Origin of the sequence: Pseudomonas frederiksbergensis (genome assembly GCF_003732665.1) — a bacterium.
Taxonomy (GTDB): domain Bacteria; phylum Pseudomonadota; class Gammaproteobacteria; order Pseudomonadales; family Pseudomonadaceae; genus Aquipseudomonas; species Aquipseudomonas frederiksbergensis_G.
Genome location: NZ_MOBP01000014.1, coordinates 47,646 through 68,844 on the forward strand (window position 1 = coordinate 47,646; position 21,199 = coordinate 68,844).

Here is a 21,199-nt window from a genome sequence, read left to right on the forward strand (position 1 = left end):
CCCCGCACAACACAAAAATGCATGTTACTCAGGAAATTTCCCGCAAGCCGTGGGATGCTTGGCGCTCGTCAGCCCCAGCGCGAGTCCCTTTCATGAAACGCAAAATGCCCGCGCTCAATGCGCTCAAAGCCTTCGAAGTGGCCGGCAGCACCGGCAGCTTTACCCGGGCGGCGGAGTTGCTGAATGTCACCCAGAGTGCGGTCAGCCGCCAGGTGCGGCAGTTGGAGGAACAGCTCGGCGAGAACCTGCTGGAGCGCCGCCATCATCACCTGGAACTGACCAGCGCCGGCCGGGTCTTGCTGCGGGCGCTGCACCAGTCCTTCGACAAGATCGAGCTGACGGTGCGCAGCATCCAGCAGAAATCCCACGCCAATCGCCTGCACATCAACGCGCCGCCGACCTTCACCAATCGCTGGCTGATGCCGCGCCTGGGACGCCTGCGCGAGAGGCACCCGGAGCTGGAATTGAGCATCACCACGCGCCTGCAAGACAGCCTCGCGGAAACCAGCACCCTGGACTGCGCGATCCGTTTCGGCGACGGCGAATGGGATGGCCTGGACGCCTCGCTGCTGATCCAGGAGCGGCACATCGCGGTGTGCGCGCCGTCCCTGTATGCACGGGAGTGGAGCGAGGGCGGCATCGACCTCAATCGCCTGACGTTGCTGCATGTGCTGGCCAAGGAAGACCAACGCTACCTGACCTGGAAACACTGGCTCGACGCGGCGAAAATCAGCGGCGTCGACATCCAGGGCGGCTATGAATTCGACCTGCTGGACCTGGCGATCCGCGCGGCTACCGATGGCTTGGGCATCACCATCGCTGACTGGCACATGGTCGCCCCGGAACTGGCCAGCGGGCAGTTGACCCAGGTGCTGAACGTGCACGTGGAAGGGCATCAATCCTACTGGCTCGTGACCCGGCCGGAGCAGACCTTGATGCCTCAATTGCAGGTGTTCAGCCAGTGGTTGCAGGAAGAAATCTGGTTGGCGCAACGCCAGCTCGAACCCTCTACCGCCGCCAGCTAAACACCCACAACCCCCTGTAGGAGCGAGGCTTGCCCGCGAAGGCGGCGTGTCAGGCGCCATTAATGCCAGCAGACATATCGCCTTCGCGGGCAAGCCTCGCTCCTACAAGGATTGGGGTAACGTGCAATTTTCGAATGTTCCCCCGCTCAATAAATCGTTTGTTCAACCCGTCCAGCGCGCCAAGACTGGAGCAACTGGATAAAAACAACGATGGGCGATGCACATGCGACTCGAGCGAAATTTTGTAAACGGTCACTTTATTGAGCCTGCCAGCGACGCGCTGATTGCGGTCTACAACCCGGCGACTGAATCCCTGGTGGGCCACGTTTCGGCAGCCAACACCGCTGAAGCCACCGCCGCCGTTGACGCTGCCGCCGCGGCGCAGAAGGTCTGGGGCAAGCTCACCAGCATCGAACGCGCCGAGCACCTGCGCGCTTTCGCCGATGCCCTTGAGGCCTGCGCCGACAACATCGGTGCCGCCTTGGCCGCCGAGTCCGGCAAGAGCGTCGCTGATGCCAGCAACGAGGCCCGTTACGCCGCGCAGATCACCCGTTACCACGCCGAGTGGGCGCGGCGGATCGAAGGCGAGATCATTCCCAGCGACACCCCGAACGAAAACCTGTTCCTGCACCGTGAGCCGATTGGCGTGGTCGCCTGCCTGATCCCGTTCAACTACCCGGTCTATACGCTGCTGCGCAAAATCGCCCCGGCGCTGATTGCCGGCAACACCGTGGTGGTGCGCCCGAGCAACAACACCCCGACCTCGGCGTTTGAAATCGCCAAGGCTGTGCAGCAATCCGGTTTGCCGGCTGGCGTGGTGAACATCCTGACCATGGACCACGCCACCGCCGCCGCCGTGTGCACCCATAAAGCCGTCGGTTTGATTACTTTGACCGGCAGCGTCAACGCCGGGCGCATCGTGCTCGATTACTGCAAGGCCAACATCGCCAAGCCATCGCTTGAACTGGGGGGCAAGACCCCGGCGATCATCGAAGCCGATGCCGATCTTGAAGCCGCCGCCAGCGCCATCGTGGCCTCCAAGACCACCCACTGCGGCCAGTTGTGCACGGCGGTGGAACGGGTTTACGTGCAGGAAAGCGTCTACGAGCAGTTCCTTGCGCTGTTGAAAGCGAAAATCAGCGCTGTGAAGTTCGGCGACCGCACCACCGACGCCGACCTGATGGGGCCGCTGGTCAATGCCAGTTCCCGGCAGAACATCCATGCCATGGTCGAGCGCGCCATCGCCGACGGTGCTGTACTGGAAGCAGGCGGGTTTATCCCTGAAGGCAACGGTCATTTCTACCCGCCGACCTTGCTCAGTGGCTGCCGCCAGGACATGGAAATCATCCAGGAAGAAATCTTCGGCCCGGTGCTGCCGGTGCTCAAGTATCGCGACATCGACGAAGCCCTGGCGATGGCCAACGATCACCAGTTCGGCCTGTCATCGGTTCTGTACACCGAGAACTACCGCACCACCATGAAAGTCGCCAACGCCATCGAGGCCGGCGAGTTGTACGTCAACCGCACCCCGGCCGACCCGTACCAGGGCTACCACGCCGGATGGAAACGCTCAGGCCTGGGCGGCGATGACGGCAAGCACGGCATGCTCGAATTCACCCAGACGCGACTGGTCGTCATGAAGTACTGATTCACCCGCAATACCCCTCCCGCTTATGTGGGAGCGGGCTTGCTCGCGAAGTCGGTGTGTCAGTCGACACATCAATGGCCTGACACACCGCTTTCGCGAGCAAGCCCGCTCCCACAAAGGCCTGAGTACACCTGAGTTATATAAAAATAATTATTGAGGTGCCCGGACCACCGGGCTGCCCGAGGTCTCACAGATGTCCAAGCCTGCAACCACTGTTGCCGCTGTTCAGGGTTCGAACGCGGGTTCAAAAAGCCACAGTGACAAGGGAAGTCGCTACCTCCAGTTGATGCTGCTGGTCCTGGCTGCCGGTGCGATTTACCCGATCCTGTACCTGCGTCAGGTCTACCAGACCACCATGCTCGAAGTGTTCCAGATCAACCACAGCGAGCTGGGTTATCTGTACTCGATGCTCGGCACGATTTTCCTCCTCAGTTACTTGCCCAGCGGTTGGCTGGCTGACCGCATCGCTCCGCGTTTCCTGATTTTCTTTTCCCTGGTGGCCACCGGTGCCCTGGGCCTGTGGTACTCCACCGCGCCGTCGATGACCGGTCTGATGATCATCTTCGGGTGCTGGGGCCTGACCACCGGCCTGACGTTCTGGGCCTCGGTGCTCAAGCGGGTGAAGATGATTGCCCATCACACCGAGCAGGGCCGGTTTTTCGGCATCCTCGACGGCGGTCGCGGTTTGGTTGAGGCGTTGCTGGCCACCGTTGCGTTGGGCCTGTTTGCCTTCGCCACTGAAACCCGTGGCGAGTCGGCGGCCGAAGGCTTCAAGCATGTGGTCTACCTTTACGCCTTCACTTGTATTGCCATCGGCTGTGTGCTGGTGCTGATCAAAGACCCGAAGTCGATGGCAGACACGGCGGCGGTGGAGAAGGGCAAGTACAACCTGGCCAGCGACTTGCTCACGCTGGTGAAAATCCCTGAACTGTGGCTGGTCACCGCCATCGTGTTCTGCGGATATCACATCTTCTGGGCCACCTACAGCTTCTCCGATTACTTGCAGGGCGGCGGTATGACGGCGGTCATGGCCGGCACCATCACCACCATCAAGTTGTGGATGCGCCCGATTGGCGGCATCGGCGGCGGTTGGCTGGGTGACAAGTTCTCGAATATTTCGGTGCTGATCGTGGCGCTGTTCTGCGCGACGCTGGCGATGGTCGGCCTGATCGTATTCCCGGCGCTCAACAGCATGGGTCTGCTGATTGGCACGGTGATTTTCATCGGCCTGATGACCTACGCCATTCGCGGGCTGTACTGGGCGATCCTCGACACCTGCAACATTCCGCTGCGCATCACCGGCCTGGCCATCGGCATTGTCTCGGTGGTCGGTTACCTGCCGGACGCCTTTATTCCCTTGATCAACGGCTACCTCACCGAACATTTCCCCGGTGCCCCTGGTTACAAGCTGTATTTCGGCTACATCGCCTTCGTCGGCCTGCTCGGGACCCTGGCGGCCCTGACCTTGCGCGCGCGTATCAATCGTCAATCTTTGAACAAAACAGGTGCCTGAGATGAAAATCGTCGCCCTTGAAACCCATATTGTTGCCGTACCACCGCCGCACATCGGTGGCATGTACTGGCTGTTCGTCAAGCTCAAGACCGATTGCGGCATCGAAGGCGTGGGCGAGATCTACGCCGCGACCTTCGGCCCCAAAGCCATGCTGCCGATCATCGAAGACGTGTTCGAACGCTACCTGCTCAACCACGACCCGCACCACATCGAGCGCTTTTTCCGTCAGGCCTATTCCAGCGGTTTCACCCAGCGCCCGGACCTGACCATGATGGGCGTGGTCAGCGGTCTGGAGATGGCGTGCTGGGACATCATCGGCAAAGCGGCGAACAAACCGGTCTACGAATTGCTCGGCGGCAAGGTCAACGAACGCCTGCGTTCCTACACCTATTTGTACCCGGTCAACAGCAAGGGCGAGTACGACTACGACGACCCGGACCTGGCCGCCGAGTGCGCCGTCGAGAACATGAACAAAGGCTTCACCGCCGTGAAGTTCGACCCGGCAGGGCCGTACACCGCGTACTCCGGGCACCAGATTTCGCTGGAAGTGCTGGAACGCTGCGAAACCTTCTGCCGCAAGATCCGCGAAGCGGTGGGCGACAAGTGCGACTTGCTGTTTGGCACCCACGGGCAAATGGTTCCGTCCTCGGCGATTCGCCTGGCCAAGCGCCTGGAGAAATACGATCCGCTGTGGTTTGAAGAACCGGTGCCACCGGGCCAGGAAGACGCCATGGCGCAAGTCGCGGCCAAGACCACGATCCCGATTGCCACCGGCGAACGGCTGACCACCAAGTACGAATTCTTCAAGCTGTTGCAGGCCGGCGGCGCGTCGATCTTGCAGATGAACGTGGCGCGCTGTGGCGGCCTGCTCGAAGCGAAGAAAATCGCGAGCATGGCCGAGGCCTACTACGCGCAAATCGCCCCGCATCTCTATAACGGGCCGATTGGCGCGGCGGCGAGTTTCCAGTTGGCCACGTGCACGCCGAACTTCCTGATCCAGGAAAGCATCATGACCTGGGGCGGGTTCCATGCCGAAGTCCTGACCAAACCGCTGCAATGGGAGGACGGCTACATCATCCCGTCCACCGAACCGGGCCTTGGGGTGGAGCTGAACATGGACGTGGTGCGCCGGCATTCGCCGTACACCGGTGAGCGTCTGCACCTGCAAATGGCGCCGACCCCGGCCGACGTCAAAGACACATCGCCGGCCAGGGGCTGACGAAAATGGCGCATCCCCCTGTAGGAGCGAGGCTTGCCCGCGAAGGCGGTGGGTCAATCAATTTCAATGTTGACTGACACGACGCCTTCGCGGGCAAGCCTCGCTCCTACAGGGGACGGCGCGGTTTTTTTGGATAACGACTTACGCGGTAACTGTGCATGACATACGACTACATCATCGCTGGCGCAGGCGCCGCAGGCTGCATCCTCGCCAACCGGCTCTCGGCTTCGGGTAAACACACGGTGCTGCTGCTGGAAGCGGGCGGCAAGGACAGTTCCTTGTGGTTCAAGATCCCGGTCGGCTTCGCCAAAATGTATTACAACCCGACCTTCAACTGGATGTACTACAGCCAGCCGCAGAAACAGCTCAACAACCGCGAAATCTACGCCCCGCGCGGCAAGGTCCAGGGCGGTTCGGGTTCGATCAATGCGATGGTCTACGTCCGTGGCCAGGCCCATGACTTCGACGACTGGGCGGCCAACGGCAACGATGGCTGGGGTTTCAAGGACGTGCTGCCGTACTTCCGCAAACTGGAAAACCATCCCCTGGGCGACAGCGAATACCACGGTGGCAGCGGCCCGATCAGCATCACCCCGATGAAAGGCCAGACCCACCCGATCTGCGACGTGTTCCTCAAGGGTTGCGACGAACTCGGCTACCCCCACAGCGACGATTTCAACGGCCCGAAATTCGAAGGCTCGGGCATCTACGACGTCAACACCAAGGACGGCCAGCGCAGCTCCAGCAGCTTCGCGCACCTGCACCCGGCCCTGAGCCGGCCGAACCTGACGGTCGAGCATTACGCCCTGGTCGACCGCGTATTGTTCGACGGCGAGCGGGCCACCGGTATTTCCGTAACCCAACACGGCGTGGTCCGCACCTTCACGGCGCGCAAGGAAGTGATCCTCTGCGCCGGTGCCGTGGACACGCCCAAGATCCTGCAATTGTCCGGCGTCGCCGATCAGAAGCTGTTGGCCAGGCACCAGATTCCCGTGGTCAAGCACCTGCCGGCGGTGGGGCAGAACCTGCAGGATCACCTGTGCGCCAGCTATTACTACAAGGCCAATATCCCGACCCTCAACGATCAGCTCGGTTCGCTGTTCGGCCAGTTCAAACTCGGCCTCAAATACCTGCTGACCCGCAAAGGTGCGCTGGCGATGAGCGTCAATCAGGCCGGAGGCTTTTTCCGTGGCGATGAGACCCAGGCCAATCCAAACCTGCAGTTGTACTTCAACCCGTTGTCGTACCAGATTCCAAAAAACAACAAGGCCAGCCTCAAGCCTGAGCCGTATTCAGGCTTCCTGCTGTGCTTCAATCCGTGCCGGCCCACCAGCCGCGGGCATATCGAAATCGCCTCGAAAAATCCCCGTGACGCGGCGCTGATCGACCCCAATTACCTGAGCACGCAAAAGGACATCGACGAAGTGATCCAGGGCAGTCGCTTGATGCGCAAGATCATGCAGGCGCCGGCGCTCAAGAGCATCACCGTTGAAGAGGTGTTGCCGGGGCCGGTGGTCGAAAGCGACGAACAAATGTTGCAGTACTTTCGCGAAAACAGCGGCTCGATTTATCACCTGTGCGGCTCGTGCGCCATGGGCTCGGACGTTCAGCGGTCGGTGGTCGACAAGCGGCTCAAGGTCCATGGTCTTGACGGTTTGCGCATCGTCGATGCCTCGATTTTCCCCAATGTAACCAGCGGCAATACCCACGCCGCGGTATTGATGGTGGCGGAGAAGGGCGCCGATCTGATCCTGCAGGACGCCTGATTTCAACTCTGGCTGTATCAAAAATGAATTTCCGCCCAGTCCGCCGTTCATACCTGATAGGTGGCGGATTTGAGCTGCAAAATCATTGGGTGCAATCAGGGAGTGGGACGGTCATGAATCAAAAACAAGGGGCGGACGAGTCGTTACCTGGCGGCTTGATTCTGGTGGTTGAAGATGACCCGCTGATTCTGGAATTCCTCTGCGAAATTCTTCGGGACGAAGGCTTTGTCGTGCAGCCGCAAATCAGCGCCGACGCGGCTGTGCAGTATCTGGAAGAACATGCGGGCGAGGTACAGATGTTGCTGACGGACATCACCATGCCCGGGCAGCGCAATGGCGCAGACCTGGCCAACGAGTTCGGCGACCGCTGGCCGGACAAGCCGATCATGATCATGTCTGGCTTCGAAACTCCGGAAAGTTCGGGGGTGCGGCATCACGTGTCCTTTATCAAGAAACCCTGGGCGTTGGGGCAGTTGATTGATTGCGTGGAAGGGGCTTTGAAATCCCAGCGGCCGCTGGCGTAACTGATTGGCGATGGTACATTGCCTGACACACCGCCTGGCCCCTTGCGATAGGAAGCTGTCTTTTGCCTGCTCAGACCTCCGTTTTCAATACGTCATACCGCGCTTTTCTGTTCGACATGGACGGCACCGTCCTCAACTCCATCGCCGCCGCCGAGCGTATCTGGACGGCGTGGGCGTTGCGTCACGGGCTGGATGTCGAGACATTCCTGCCGACGATTCACGGCGCCCGAGCCATCGACACGATCAATCGCCAAGGCTTGCCGGGGCTCGATGCCGAGGCTGAAGCGAGGTTTATCACCGAGGCGGAAATCGAGGATGTGCAAGGGATTGTCGAGGTGGCCGGCGCTGCCCGTTTTCTGAATTCGTTACCTGCCGATCAGTGGGCGATTGTGACCTCGGCGCCGAGGGCCTTGGCCTTGCGGCGGATGGCAGCGGCAGGGATTCCCGAACCTTCGGTGATGGTGACGGCTGAGGATGTGAAGGCGGGCAAGCCTGATCCGGCGGGTTATCGCCTGGCGGCGCAGCGGTTGGGCCTGGAAGTGACGCAGTGTCTGATTTTTGAAGATGCCGCCGTGGGGATTCAAGCGGCGGAAGCGGCGGAAGCCGATCTGCTGGTGATGACCTCGACCCATGAGCATCCGATTGAGACGCCGCACGCCACGATGGCGGATTACGACTCGGTCGAAGTCCGGGCTGACAGCGATGGCCGGATTCGCCTGCAAGTCCTGTAGTCACCATCGATNNAGCGGTGGGTCAGTCACCATAGATAGTGGCTGACCCACCGCTTTCGCGAGCAAGCCCGCTCCCACAGGGTTTAGTGTGGGTCAGTAGATTCCGGGGATCAGCCGCCAGGTCTTGCCGCAATACTCCTCATATTCACGACCAAACTGCGCCCGCAGCAGCGCCTCCTCCGAATGAATCCGCGCAATCAGCGGGATCAGCGTCAACGCCGCCAACACCAGCCCCACCGATGAACGAAACGCCAGCGCCCAGCCAATGCCGATCACCATCAAGCCCAGATAACTCGGGTTGCGCAGGGTTCGGTAGATTCCGTCGGTCACCAGGGTATGCCCCGGCTGAATCGCCACCAACCCGCTAAACCGTTTGCCCAGCACAAACACCGGCCATAGCCGCAGGGCGCCGCCGAGGGTGAACAGCAGCGCACCCAGCCAACGCACGCCTTCGCCACCAAAGGTCCAGACATCGAGGCGGTCGGTGTAGGCCGGCAGGAATCCGCTGAGCAACCCGATGATGCCGAACACCGGCAGCACCCAGCGATTACCCCGGTCTTCCCGTTCGCCGGAACTCAGGTTGACCTCGGTGAACAGCGACGCCACCGCCATCACCCCCGTGGCCAGCGCCACCAGCACCAGCGAACCGTGGGCAAAGAACGCCGCAAACCCACCCAACCCCCACACGGCGAGGCCGAGGTAGGCGAGGGTGGAGATGACGGCGAAAAACGCCAGTTTGGGGGAGATGTTCATGGTTGGCTCCACACAGTGCATACATCCAGTGTAGATACCGTATTGAGTCGACGACCCCTTTGCGGCGAGCCATGAACCTGTGGGAGCGGGCTTGCTCGCGAAGGCGATGTGTCAGGCAACATCCGTACTGGCTGAAAGACCGCTTTCGCGAGCAAGCCCGCTCCCACAGGGAGATCAGCATCAAGCCGATCTGGCATTGCGCCGGATGACTTGCGGCGGTTGCCCGAATGCTCTTAGAAACGCTTCTCGCATCCGTCGCCGATCACTGAACCCCGTCTCTTCGGCAATCTGATCCAGGGTCAACCGGCCCCGTTCGAGCATCTGCCGCGCCGCTTCCAGGCGCAGATTTTCAATCGCCTTGGCCGGTGATTGCCCGGTTTCGGCGCGGAATGTCCGGCTGAATTGCCGTGGGCTGAGCCGCGCCACGTCCGCCAGTTGCTCCACCGACAGGGCCGAGGTCAGGTGTTCCCGGGCATAACCCAGCACGGTCTGGATACGGTCGGATTTCGGCTCCAGTTCCAGCAGCGCCGAGTGCTGGGATTGCCCGCCGGCACGGCGGTGGTACATCACCAGTTTCTGCGCCACGGCCCGGGCCAGGTCGGCGCCGTGGTCCTTCTCGACCATGGCCAGCGCCAGGTCGATGCCGGCGGTCATGCCCGCCGAAGTCCAGATCGAGCCGTCGATCACGAAGATCCGGTCTTCCTCGACCTTGATCGCCGGAAACCGCGCTTGCAGCTCCCGGGCATACGCCCAATGGGTGGTGGCGCGCCGTCCTTCGAGCAACCCGGCCTGGGCCAGCACGAACGCCCCGGAACAGATCGACGCCGTGCGCCGCGCGGTCTTCACGCTGTCGCGCAGGTAGGAGAGCACCGCGTCGGGTGCCTGTTCGACGATGGAATCGCCGCCGACCACGATCACCGTGTCGAACACCCGCTCATCGAACGCCTCGGTGCCAACGCTCAACCCGCCAGAGGCGCGCAACGTGCGGCCATCGGCGGACAACACGCTGACTTCGTACAACGGCTCGCCAGCGCTGAAGTTGGCGTACTCGAACACCGGCATGGCCGCCAGCGCCATGGACTGGAAACCCTCGAACACCACGAACGCCACGCTAGTCATTTCTGTGTCCTCAAAAGGTCATGTCCGAAAAACGTAGGTTAAACGTCATTTGAGACTTGTGTCAGCCCCTTTATAACTGTTCACACCCGGCGAGCGTATCGCCTCACTGTGAAGGAAACTCAACATGACACTTTCATCCAAAGGCACCGCCCTGATCACTGGCGCCTCTTCGGGCATCGGCGCGGTCTACGCCGACCGTCTCGCCCGGCAAGGCTACGACCTGATCCTGGTCGCCCGCAGCCAAAGCAAATTGAACACCCTGGCCAACCACCTGAGCAATGAAACCGGGCGTGCCGTCGAAGTGGTCGCCGCCGACCTGAAGGACAAGGCCGACCTGCTGCGCGTCGAAAGCATCCTGCGCAGCGACGCCAGCATCACCTTGCTGGTCAACAACGCCGGGGTCGGTGGAGTGATGCCGCTGCTCGGCAGCCCGGTGGACGACATGGAAGACATGATCACCCTCAACGTCACCGCACTGATGCGCCTGGCCTACGCCGCAGCGCCCGGCTTCGTCGCCCGTGGCGCCGGGACCGTAATCAACATCGCCTCGATTGTCGCCATCGCCCCGGAAATCCTCAACGGCGTGTACGGCGGGACCAAGGCCTTTGTGCTGGGCCTGAGCCAATCCATGCACCACGAACTCGCCGACAAAGGTGTGCACATCCAGGCTGTACTGCCCGGCGCCACCGCCACCGACTTCTGGAGCGAAGCCGGTAACCCGGTGGAAAACCTGCCGCAAGAGATCGTGATGTCAGCCCAGGACATGGTTGATGCCGCACTGGTCGGGTTGGCGAATGGCGAAGTGGTGACCATCCCGGGCCTGCATGAAGGCGAGAAGTGGGATGCCTACGAGGCCCAGCGCCAGGTGCTCAGCGGCTCGTTCGGCCACTCCACGGCGGCAGCGCGATATCGCTGAAAGATTCTGTGCTCACCAGAGCGCGCCTGTGGGAGCGAGCCTGCTCGCGAAAGCGGTGTATCAGTCAGCATGAATGCTGAATGTGATGGCCTCTTCGCGAGCAGGCTCGCTCCCACAAGGGAGATTGAAGTCGATCACAAATCCAACTTTCACCCGAAATCCCTTGTAGGAGCAAAGCTTGCTCGCGATAGCGCTGGGTCAGTTGGTGCAGAGGGTGCCTGACACGGCGCCTTCGCGAGCAAGCCCGCTCCCACAGGGGGGTGTGGTGGGTCACAGGTTCCGGGTTCACCCGAGATCCAATGTGGGAGCGGGCTTGCTCGCGAAGGCGGTATTTCAGTCAGCATAAATGTTGGATGTGATGGCCTCTTCGCGAGCAAGCCCGCTCCCACAGGGGATTGAAGTTGATCACAGGTTTTGTGTTCTGACGGATCATCCCCGATCCGCCACCGATAAAGTCTGCAAACCCTTGCCTCGGGCCTGTGCCACTAACTCCTCGGTGTCTTCACCGCCGGGCAGGGCGATGACCACATCGGGCCGGCTGTCGTGGAGCATGAAGTGGTTGCGCAGGCGTTCGGCGAGTTTGCCGTGGCGCTGCCAGTTGGGTGGGTAGCGCACGATGTCGGCGCCGTGTTCCCGGGCCCATTCCTCGATGTCGGCGCCCAGGTATTGATTGCCGCCGTGAATCAACACCCGCACCGGGTGCAGGCGCTGGAAGGCGTCGAGCACGCGGCGGCACTGGCGGCTGTCGGTGTAGTGGCGGCCCGCACAGATCAGGACGCGCATGGCGAGACCTCGTTGGCCTGATCATCGCCCAGCGGCTCGCCAGCCCGTTCCAGCAACGGATAGGCGAGGGCCGCGATGTGGTGATGCACGCGACGGTAATCGCGCAGCACCCGCTGGAAGATGTCGCCGGATTCGGCCCAGGTGTTTTTGTCCTCCTGCAGTTTGCGAAAGTGTTGACGGCTGGCGTCGGCTTCAAGGCGGCGCACGGTTTCCTTGCGGCTGATCAACTGGTGCGCAGTGGTAATGTCTTCGCGCAGGAACACGGTGATCGCCAGGCTCAGGCTTTCCAGCAGCGCTTCGTGCAGCGGCGCGATGTTGCGCAGTTCGAACACCGAGAAGTGCTCGCCACGGCGCAAACGGCGCATGGCCAGTTGGGTGAGGCTGCTGGCAAGAATGTCCGCCGCGTGTTCCAGGTTGATCACAAACGTGAGCACTTCCTGGGCGCGATCGGCATCACTGTCGCTGATGCCTTCCTGGCCGATGTCCGCCAGATAAGCGCGAATCGCCGCACTCAGCAGGTCGGTGGATTGATCAATGCGTCGCACCTCATCGGCACACACCGGCGCCGAGGTGTGGAACAGTTGCAGCGTGCGCTCAAGCATGGCCGAGAGCATATCGGCGATACGCAGGGCTTCCCGAGCGGCGTTGGACAGGCCGATGTTGGCCACTTCCAGCCCGGCTTCGTCCAGATAACGCGGCATGCCCGGATCGGCATCGCGCACCGGCTCCGGCAGCCATCGGGTCAGCAGATTGGCCATGGGCCCGGTGAAACCGATGAACACCAGCGCCAGCAACAGATTGAAACCGGTGTGTAGGTAAACCACCAACGCTGCGGGATCAAGATTCAGCGAAGCCAACCACCCGGCCAGCGGCAACACCACCGCCGCCCCCAACGCCCGCACCAACAGATTGCCCAAGGGCAGTCGCCGACCGACGTTTGATCCGGCGTTGATCACCGACGGCAGCGCGCCGCCGATGTTTACCCCGAGCACCAGCGCGACGACGGTAGTGGCTGAGAGCATGCCGGTCGCGGCCAGGGACACGATCAACAGCACCACGGCCACGCTGGAATGGCACAGCCAGGTGAGGATCAGCGCCACCAGCAACGCGATCAACAGATCGCCGTCCAGGCTTTGCATGATCAGTTGGAACACCGGCGTGGCTTCCACTTCCGCCAAGGTCGAGCCGAGCATGTGCAGCGCCGTCAGCATCAATCCCAGGCCGATTAGCGCACAGCCGATGCTCTCGAAACGTGAGTCATCCCGCAGCCGGAAGATGATCAGCCCGGCCAGCAAAACGATGGGCGTCAGTATCGAGATGTCCGCGCTGAGCAGTTGCACCACCAGCGTCGAGCCGATATTGGCACCCAGCATCACCGCCAGCGCCGGGGCCAGGCCCAACGTGCCGGCGGCGGTGAACGAGGTGGCCATCAGGCTGACGGCGGTGCTGCTTTGCAAGATGCCGGTGATGCCAATACCCGCGAGCAGGGCCAGCCAGCGGTTGTTCAGGTGCCGGCCCATCCAGTGGCGCAATGGCGTGCCGAAACCGCGCAACAACGCCGAAGAAATCATGTGCGTGCCCCACAGCAACAGTGCAATGGCGCCCGCGAGGTTGAGCAGTAGAGTCGTTCCCGACATGAGAACTCTCCTTTTTCCAAGGGTTAACGCATGTCCCTTGTGGGAGCGGGCTTGCTCGCGAAAGCGGTGTGTCCGTTGATACAAATGTTGACTGACACGACGCCTTCGCGAGCAAGCCCGCTCCCACAGGGGATCTGTGGTGTTCAGGCAATCAGAACCACTGCTTGAATCGGCGGATGTAGATCGTCTTCATGGTCTGCGCCACCACGCAGTAGCTGAGCAATGTGCCCACCAGCCAAGGGAAGTAGTCCCATGGCAACGGCACCAGGCCGACCAGCGTGCCCAGCGGCGAAAACGGGATGTAGATGCCCAGGCAGATTACCGTGCCGGTCGCCAGGATCACTGGCAGCGCCGCGGTGCTCTGGAAGAACGGGATTTTTTGCGTGCGCAACATGTGCACCACCAACGTCTGGGACAGCAGCCCTTCAATGAACCAGCCGGACTGGAACAGGCTCTGCATTTCCACGCTGTTGGCGGCGAACACGTACCACATCACGGCGAAGGTGGTGATGTCGAAGATCGACGAGGTAGGGCCGATCCACAGCATGAAGCGGCCGATGTTCTTCGCATCCCACTTGCGTGGTTTGCGCAGGAATTCCTTGTCCATCTTGTCCCACGGCAACGCCAACTGAGAGATGTCGTACATCAGGTTTTGCAGCAGCAGGTGGATCGACAGCATCGGCAAAAATGGAATGAATGCACTGGCCACCAGCACCGAGAACACGTTGCCGAAGTTGGAGCTGGCGGTCATGTTCAGGTACTTCATGATATTGCCGAAGGTTTCGCGGCCCTTGAGCACGCCTTCTTCGAGCACCATCAGGCTCTTTTCCAGGAGGATGATGTCCGCCGATTCCTTGGCAATGTCAGTGCCGCTGTCCACCGAAATACCCACATCGGCATCGCGCAGGGCCGGGGCGTCGTTGATGCCGTCGCCGAGGAAACCCACGGTGTGACCGTTGGCTTGCAGGGCCTTGAGCACCCGGGATTTCTGCAGCGGCGTCAACTTGGCAAACACCGTGCGTTCTTCGACCCGCAGCTTGAGGGTGGTGTCGTCCATGTGCTCGATGTCCTGGCCGAGCAGCGGGGTGCCTGGGTCGATTCCGACGTCGCGGCAGATTTTGCAAGTGACCACGGCGTTGTCACCGGTGAGCACTTTTACAGTGACGCCCATGTCCCGCAGCGCGGCGATGGCCGGGCCGGCGGTTTCCTTCGGTGGATCGAGGAAGGTCAGGAAGCCGCGAATCACCAGATCGCGCTCATCGGCGGTGTGGTACTGGTTTTTGCTCTGGGCTTTTGGAATCTCGCGGGTAGCCACCAGCAATACCCGGAAGCCGTCCTCGTTGTACTCGTTGGCCAGGGCCAGCAGGTCTTTACGCCGTTGCTCATCCAGCGCCACCACCTGGCCGCGCTCATTGATATGGCTGGCGATGGAGAGCATTTCCTCGACCGCGCCCTTGCATACCATCAGGTGATCGTCGCGGCTGTCCTTGACGATGATCGACAGGCGCCGACGCACGAAGTCGAACGGCAATTCATCGACCTTGCTGTAGGCGAATGGAACTCGAAACTTCGCGTTGGCATTGGCAAATTGCACCACGGCTTGGTCCATCAGATTCTTCAACCCGCTCTGGTGATGGCTGTTGAGCCACGCCAGTTCAAGGATCGAATCGTCGCGCCGGCCGTGACTGTCGACGTGGTGCTCGAGAATGATCTTGTCCTGGGTCAGGGTGCCGGTCTTGTCCGTGCACAGCACGTCCATCGAACCGAAGTTCTGGATCGCGTTGAGGCGCTTGACCACCACTTTGCGCTTGGCCATGGCCATCGCACCTTTGGCCAGGTTGGCGCTGACGATCATCGGCAGCATTTCCGGGGTCAGGCCGACCGCCACCGCCAAGGCAAACAGGAACGCGTCGCCCCAGTCGCCCTTGGAGAAGCCGTTGAGCAGGAACACGATTGGCACCATCACCAGCATGAAACGGATCAGCAACCAACTGACGCTGTTCACCCCACGGTCAAACGCGGTTTGCACCCGGGAGCCGACGATGGCTTTGGCCAGGGAACCGAAGTACGTCCGCGCCCCGGTGGCGACCACCACAGCCTTGGCGGTGCCGCTGACCACGTTGGTGCCCATGAAGCAGATGTTCGGCAGGTCCAGCAGGTTGTTTTGATCCGCCGCGCTGCCGGTGGCCGACTTCTGCGCCACGTTGCCCAGGGTGTCGTATTTCTCCACCGGCAACGCTTCGCCGGTCAGCACCGCCTGACTGATAAACAAGTCGCGGGATTCGATCAGGCGAATGTCTGCCGGGATCATGTCGCCCGCGCTCAATTGCACGATGTCGCCGGCCACCAGGTCGCGCATTGGCACTTCGCGCAGCAGCGGCTTGCCGTCCTTGTGCTCGCGGCGCAGCACGGTGGCGGTGGTGCGCACCATCGCCTTCAGCGCTTCGGCGGACTTGGCCGAGCGGTATTCCTGCCAGAACCGCAACAGGCTGCTGAGGCTGACCATGGTCATGATAATGATGACTTTGGTCAGGTCGGCGTCATCCGCTTCACCGTTGCTGATCGGCAGCCAGTAATCGGTGAAGAAACTGATGCCCGCCAGGGTCAGCAACACATAGATGAAGGGATTGTTCAGGGCTTTTAGCAGTTGGACGAGGGCGTGAGGCGGCTTGTCGTGGGCCACTTCGTTGTGACCGTCCCGGGCCAGGCGGCCCTGGGCTTCGAGTTCGGTCAGGCCGTCAGTGCTGGCGTTGAGGTTGCTCAGCGTCACGGCCAGGCCGTTTTGTGCTTCCCGAGCGGCGCGCATCGACAGTTTGGCGTTGTCGTTGCTGGCGCCCTGTGTGGTTTTCTTTGCGGTTTTTACAAGGGTCATTGCTGTGCTCCTGCCACCGATTCGCGGCACGACACACAGGCACCTCAGCTAATTAAAGACGAGCGCACGTATGCCGAGCCGCCAATAGGCGATCGATTATGATCGTTGCGTTTTTAATGTTTAATGTTCGCTGTCCAGCAACTTTGTAGTTGTGGGCAGCGAACCGTCTACTGGCTTCGTCCATAACTAACTCACTATTTGACGGGCAATAAGAAGTTGCCGAATTCCGATATAAGGAATTCGTTAAGGAAGGCGTTGGAAAGTGCCTTCAGCTCAATTGAAAGTGCACGCCCCGAGGTACAGGCCGAGCATCAGGCGCGCCTGCTGGAACAGACGCGCGATGCGCCGACTCGGTGGTTCCGGGTTGTCGTCGAGGCTCCAGCGTTGCTGAAGCCGGCCCGTCATCGGGCAGACACGCCAGTTGGCACGCAGGTGCGCCTTGGCAGGGGAGGATTGGCTGGAAAACGGCGTATTGGCCCGTGCCGCCACGACACGCTCACGGCAGGACTTGACCCGCATGGTCGAGGCAAAGGCGCGTACGCCGGGCATTACAGTGATGTTGAAGTTCATAACATACCTCTGGACCGGACTGACGCCGGCGAGGCAAGTTACGGTGGAGCATCAAGCTCTAGCGCAGCTCACCCGACCGCAAAGTCGAGTCCCGTCATGTGCTGGGTTATGCGCCAGCGCCTGCGAATTCGCAGTCAACCGGCGGCGACTAGATACTGTGTCCATTGGATTCTTTTGTGAGTTGAAAAAAGGCCTGTGAAACCGGCCCGGGCAATTTACTCAGGCAGGTGGATGAAGTCAACCTTCAATACTTGATTAAAGTTCAATTGAAGAGGATCCGATTATTGAAATTGTAAGTTGTTCAGGTAAATGACAGTTAATGGTCATGTTGTTGATGTCCCCTGTAGGAGCGAGGCTTGCCCGCGAAAGCGGTGTATCAGTCGACAACAATGTTGAATTTGAAGCCGCCTTCGCGAGCAAGCTTCGCTCCTACAAAAGCTAAGCGGGATTACGTTAAAGCAACGGAATGCTGTAGCTGACGATCAACCGGTTCTGATCCTGATTACGCGACGCCTCGCCGTTGGACTTGCCATTGCGCCATCCAAAGCCAACCCCTTTCAGCGCCCCGGACTGCAACACATAGTCGAGGCTGATATCCCGCTCCCATTCCTTCTGGTTGTCACCGGACGTGGTCTTGATGTGGTCGCCGCTGAGGTACATGACCGACGCCTTCAGACCCGGCAGCCCCAAGCCTGCAAAGTCATACGCATACTGGCCGAAAGCGGTGCGTTCGCCGGCGCGGGTGAAGGTCTGGATCAGGCGATCGGTGTACAGGTAGAGACTGACCCCGCCGGCACCTTTGTCCGCGAGGCCGCCCTGGTTGAGTTGGGTGAAGCCACTGCCGCTGGATACGCTTTGATAACCCGCCGTGACCGCATGCGCGCCCAAGGAATAAATCAGCGCCGCGCTCCAGGTTTTGTTGTCGATCTCGCCATCGCCATCCCGGGTGTAGCCACTGATTTTGTAGCCCGAGGTGCCGGAGCTATTTGCGCCGGACGAGTCGGTCTTGAAGTAGCGCAAGTCGGTCTTCAGGGACTGATTGTCCGAGATCGCCAGGGTGTGGATCAGGCCGAAAAACTGCTGGGTGTAGTAGTCGTCGAGATTGGCGTAGTAATACTGGGCGGTCAGGTCTTTGGTGACTTTCCAGTCGCCGCCGGCGAAGTCGAACGCATTGCTTTCACGGGTGCCACCGACGGCGGCCAACCCGGTCTGATCGCTGGAGCCCCGGCCCGTCGCATGTTCGATCCGGCCACCGGTGAACGTCAGATCCTTGAACTCGCCTGACGTGATCTGCCCACCCTCAAAGGTTTGTGGCAGCAGGCGACCGTCGTTGGACACCAGGATCGGCAGCTTCGGCATCAACGTACCCAGGCGCAGTTCGGTCTTCGACACCTTGACCTTGCCGGTCAACCCCAACCGGCTCCACGAATCGACCGCGCTGTCATCACTGTCCGACGGAATCATCGAGCCGCCCACATGCCGCCCCTTGCCGCTGTCCAGGGTGATCGCCGCCAGGCCCAAGGCATCGATGCCGAAACCCACCACGCCATCGGTATAACCCGACTTGAAGTCGAGCATGAAACCTTGCGCCCATTCTTCGGTTTTCGACGGCGTGGCGGTGCCGTCGCGGTTGTCGTTGTTGAAGTAGAAATTGCGCAGGCCCAGGGTGGCTTTGCTGTCGCTCAGGAAGTCAGCCTGCGCCTGGGTGCTTAGTGCAATGGCGCCCAGCGCCAGGGTGACCACCGTGTTTTTGTTGCTCATCAAAATCGCCCCTATTTTTTTTGTAATTCGAATTCAGAAGGGTGGCTCCCGCTATCCGTGGGAGCCTGAAGCTCGGTTCAGATACCCAGCACGTTGGCGCCGATGCACGGATCGATCCCGCGCTCCAGACGACGCTGGTGGACGACGACGGTGATTTCCATGGAGCCGGTGGTCACGTCAAAGTCGAGGATGTGGCCGCCATAGGCCTGGAACGTGGCGTCACCGGCGACGCCGTGCATATGGATCGAAGGCTGGTCGTTCTTCCACGCCACCGAGCCGGTGATGCTGGCCATCTCGACGTTGCTGAAGACCTTGGCGTCGAAGTCCTTTTTGTCCTTGTTCCAGAAGCCGAACTTGGCGTTGCCGAAGCCGATGCCGCTGATGGACGCGCTCGGGATTTTTTCGGCGATGGCCAGTTTGGTCAGTTCCTTGAAGGCGTTGTCGCCCATGCGCAGGACCATCAGGTAACCGGTGGGCGTCTTGGTGTAGCGCGGGGTGGCTTCGGTGGCACATTGCATGGGCGGTGTCGTCGCGGTGGGTGAAGTGTCGGCAACGGCCAATTGCGTGGCCGCGGTGTTGAGCAGTACGGCGGCAGAAACAGCCAACACCAATTTGCACAGGCGTTGTTTCGGGTGAAGTTGAACGTGCATGGGTCTTCCTCTGTTTTTGTTGTTGTGGGGGTACAGCGGTTTTCTGGACGAGCGAATCCGACGCCTGTTGTTCAACAGGCGTGGGCGTTGTGGCTGATAGCGGGTGGTGACGCTGAGTCTTACAGCCCTTTGCGGCTGCTGGCCCCGTCAATCAACCGGGCGATGCCCAGCGGGTTGGCGTTTTTCAGGGCGTCCGGCAACAGGCTGTCGGGGCAGTTCTGGAAGCACACCGGCCGCAGGAATCGATCGATCGCCAGCGTTCCCACTGACGTGCCGCGCGCATCCGAGGTCGCCGGGTAAGGCCCGCCGTGGACCATGGCATCGCTCACCTCAACGCCAGTGGGATAACCGTTGAACAACACGCGGCCGACTTTCTGTTCGAGCAGGGCCAACACATCGTTCAGGGTGGCGAGTTCCGAATCCTCGACAATCAGGGTGGCAGTCAACTGGCCGCGCAAGCCGTGCAGGGCCTGGAGCAACTCGGCGTGATCGGCCACTTCGACAACGATAGTGGTCGGACCGAAGACCTCTTCCTGCAGCAACTCATCGCCGTCAATCAACAGGCTGACATCAGCCTTGAATAACTGCGGCCGGGCCTGATTGCCCTGTTGTGCGGCGCCGGCCAGGTGGGTGATGCCCGGGTGGGCGTGCAGGTTATCGAGGCCGTGGCAATAGCTTTTCAGCGCGCCGCTGTTGAGCATGGTCTGGGCGCTTTGCTCGCCCATCAGCCCGGCGAAGCGTTCGAGGAACGCGGTGAATTCCGGCGAGCGAATACCCAGTACCAAACCGGGATTGGTGCAGAACTGACCGGCGCCCAGGACCACGGACGCCGCCAGTTCGGTGGCGATCTTCTCACCCCGTGCCTTGAGCGCGCCGGGCATCAGCAACACCGGGTTGATGCTGCTCATCTCGGCGAACACCGGGATCGGCTGCGGCCGTGCTGCTGCCATGTCACACAAGGCCCGGCCACCGCGCAACGACCCGGTAAAGCCTACGGCCTGAATCGCCGGGTGTTTCACCAAGGCTTCACCGACGCTGCCGTAGACCATGCTGAACACACCGTCGGGCATGCCGGTTTTACGCGCGGCGCGGGTGATCGCATCGGCGACGTAATCGGCAGTCGCCATGTGGCCGCTGTGGGCCTTGAACACCACCGGGCAACCGGCGGCGAGGGCGGACGCGGTGTCACCCCCGGCGGTGGAGAACGCCAGTGGAAAGTTGCTGGCGCCGAACACCGCGACCGGACCGACGCCAGTGCGGTATTGGCGCAGGTCTGGACGGGGCAGCGGCTTGCGCTCCGGCAGGGCGCGGTCGATGCGCGCACCGTAGAAATCGCCCCGACGCAGCGCCGTGGCGAACAGGCGCATCTGGCCGCTGGTGCGGGCGCGCTCACCCTGAATACGCCCGGCGGGCAGGGCGGTTTCACGGCAGACGAGGGCGATAAATGACTCGTCCAACGCGTCGAGTTCAGTGGCGATGGCGTCAAGGAAATCGGCACGGCGGGCGGCCGACAGGTTACGGAAAACAGGGTAAGCCGTAGCCGCCGCTTCTGCGGCCGTATTCACTTCCTCCACAGTCGCCTGATGGAACCGGAACGGCAGCGCTTCGCCGGTGCTGGCGTCGTGGCTTTGCAGGGTGTTCGAACCTTTGGCCGAACGGGCGCCGGCAATGTAGTTGTGGCCTGAAACTTCAAACATGGGAACTCCTTAAGG

At 61.2% G+C, this 21,199-nt stretch carries 17 protein-coding genes; 8 read left to right on the plus strand and 9 right to left on the minus strand.

What is annotated here, in order from left to right; all coding sequences use genetic code 11:
• Window positions 1-92: 92 nt before the first annotated feature.
• The 7 genes from BK665_RS22000 to BK665_RS22035 all read left to right on the plus strand — a co-directional run bounded on the left by BK665_RS22000 (window position 93) and on the right by BK665_RS22035 (window position 8,426).
• A complete protein-coding gene (locus BK665_RS22000) occupies window positions 93-1,025 on the plus strand; it encodes a LysR substrate-binding domain-containing protein (RefSeq protein ID WP_123408732.1) in 933 nt (310 codons plus the stop codon).
• Between the two features lie 223 nt (window positions 1,026-1,248).
• Window positions 1,249-2,673: an aldehyde dehydrogenase gene (gene aldA, locus BK665_RS22005; RefSeq protein WP_123409003.1), complete on the plus strand. Its 1,425-nt coding sequence runs from the start codon at window positions 1,249-1,251 to the stop codon at window positions 2,671-2,673.
• A 193-nt stretch (window positions 2,674-2,866) separates the two neighbouring features.
• A complete protein-coding gene (locus BK665_RS22015) occupies window positions 2,867-4,186 on the plus strand; it encodes an MFS transporter (protein ID WP_123408734.1) in 1,320 nt (439 codons plus the stop codon).
• A 1-nt stretch (window position 4,187) separates the two neighbouring features.
• Entirely contained in the window at window positions 4,188-5,405 is a 1,218-nt protein-coding gene (locus BK665_RS22020; protein WP_123408735.1) for a mandelate racemase/muconate lactonizing enzyme family protein, read from the plus strand.
• Between the two features lie 158 nt (window positions 5,406-5,563).
• Window positions 5,564-7,171 (plus strand): GMC family oxidoreductase, encoded by a 1,608-nt coding sequence (locus BK665_RS22025; protein WP_123408736.1) that lies wholly within the window; start codon window positions 5,564-5,566, stop codon window positions 7,169-7,171.
• 113 nt (window positions 7,172-7,284) lie between these two features.
• Entirely contained in the window at window positions 7,285-7,695 is a 411-nt protein-coding gene (locus BK665_RS22030; RefSeq protein ID WP_123408737.1) for a response regulator, read from the plus strand.
• A 62-nt stretch (window positions 7,696-7,757) separates the two neighbouring features.
• Window positions 7,758-8,426 carry an HAD-IA family hydrolase gene (locus tag BK665_RS22035; RefSeq protein ID WP_123408738.1) on the plus strand — a complete coding sequence of 223 codons (669 nt, stop codon included), beginning with the start codon at window positions 7,758-7,760 and terminating at the stop codon, window positions 8,424-8,426.
• A gap of 93 nt (window positions 8,427-8,519) precedes the next feature.
• On the opposite strand, the gene BK665_RS22040 is transcribed toward BK665_RS22035, so the two are convergent.
• Both BK665_RS22040 and BK665_RS22050 read right to left on the minus strand, forming a co-directional pair.
• Complete coding sequence (locus BK665_RS22040) at window positions 8,520-9,179, minus strand: methyltransferase family protein (protein WP_123408739.1); 660 nt, start codon at window positions 9,177-9,179, stop codon at window positions 8,520-8,522.
• 180 nt (window positions 9,180-9,359) lie between these two features.
• Window positions 9,360-10,298 (minus strand): GlxA family transcriptional regulator, encoded by a 939-nt coding sequence (locus BK665_RS22050; RefSeq protein WP_123408740.1) that lies wholly within the window; start codon window positions 10,296-10,298, stop codon window positions 9,360-9,362.
• A 124-nt stretch (window positions 10,299-10,422) separates the two neighbouring features.
• Here BK665_RS22050 and BK665_RS22055 point away from each other — a divergent pair, with 124 nt between their 5' ends.
• Window positions 10,423-11,214, plus strand: a complete 792-nt coding sequence (locus tag BK665_RS22055; RefSeq protein ID WP_123408741.1) for an SDR family NAD(P)-dependent oxidoreductase — start codon at window positions 10,423-10,425, stop codon at window positions 11,212-11,214.
• Between the two features lie 429 nt (window positions 11,215-11,643).
• Here BK665_RS22055 and BK665_RS22070 read toward each other — a convergent pair whose 3' ends face one another.
• The 7 genes from BK665_RS22070 to BK665_RS22105 all read right to left on the minus strand — a co-directional run bounded on the left by BK665_RS22070 (window position 11,644) and on the right by BK665_RS22105 (window position 21,184).
• Window positions 11,644-11,997, minus strand: coding sequence for a DUF2493 domain-containing protein (locus BK665_RS22070; protein WP_123408743.1), 354 nt, complete (start codon window positions 11,995-11,997; stop codon window positions 11,644-11,646).
• Window positions 11,985-13,634: a Na/Pi cotransporter family protein gene (locus BK665_RS22075; protein WP_123408744.1), complete on the minus strand. Its 1,650-nt coding sequence runs from the start codon at window positions 13,632-13,634 to the stop codon at window positions 11,985-11,987. Before BK665_RS22075 ends, BK665_RS22070 begins: the two co-directional genes overlap by 13 nt.
• Window positions 13,635-13,785: 151 nt before the next feature.
• A complete protein-coding gene (gene mgtA / locus BK665_RS22085; RefSeq protein ID WP_123408745.1) occupies window positions 13,786-16,506 on the minus strand; it encodes a magnesium-translocating P-type ATPase in 2,721 nt (906 codons plus the stop codon).
• Window positions 16,507-16,779: 273 nt separating this feature from the next.
• The gene (locus BK665_RS22090) at window positions 16,780-17,076 is read right to left on the minus strand and encodes a hypothetical protein (RefSeq protein ID WP_123408746.1); all 297 of its coding nucleotides are present in this window, start codon (window positions 17,074-17,076) and stop codon (window positions 16,780-16,782) included.
• Between the two features lie 453 nt (window positions 17,077-17,529).
• Window positions 17,530-18,837, minus strand: coding sequence for an OprD family porin (locus BK665_RS22095; RefSeq protein WP_123408747.1), 1,308 nt, complete (start codon window positions 18,835-18,837; stop codon window positions 17,530-17,532).
• A gap of 77 nt (window positions 18,838-18,914) precedes the next feature.
• A complete protein-coding gene (locus tag BK665_RS22100; RefSeq protein ID WP_123408748.1) occupies window positions 18,915-19,487 on the minus strand; it encodes a PPC domain-containing DNA-binding protein in 573 nt (190 codons plus the stop codon).
• A gap of 119 nt (window positions 19,488-19,606) precedes the next feature.
• Window positions 19,607-21,184, minus strand: a complete 1,578-nt coding sequence (locus tag BK665_RS22105; RefSeq protein WP_123408749.1) for an aldehyde dehydrogenase (NADP(+)) — start codon at window positions 21,182-21,184, stop codon at window positions 19,607-19,609.
• Window positions 21,185-21,199: the final 15 nt, after the last annotated feature.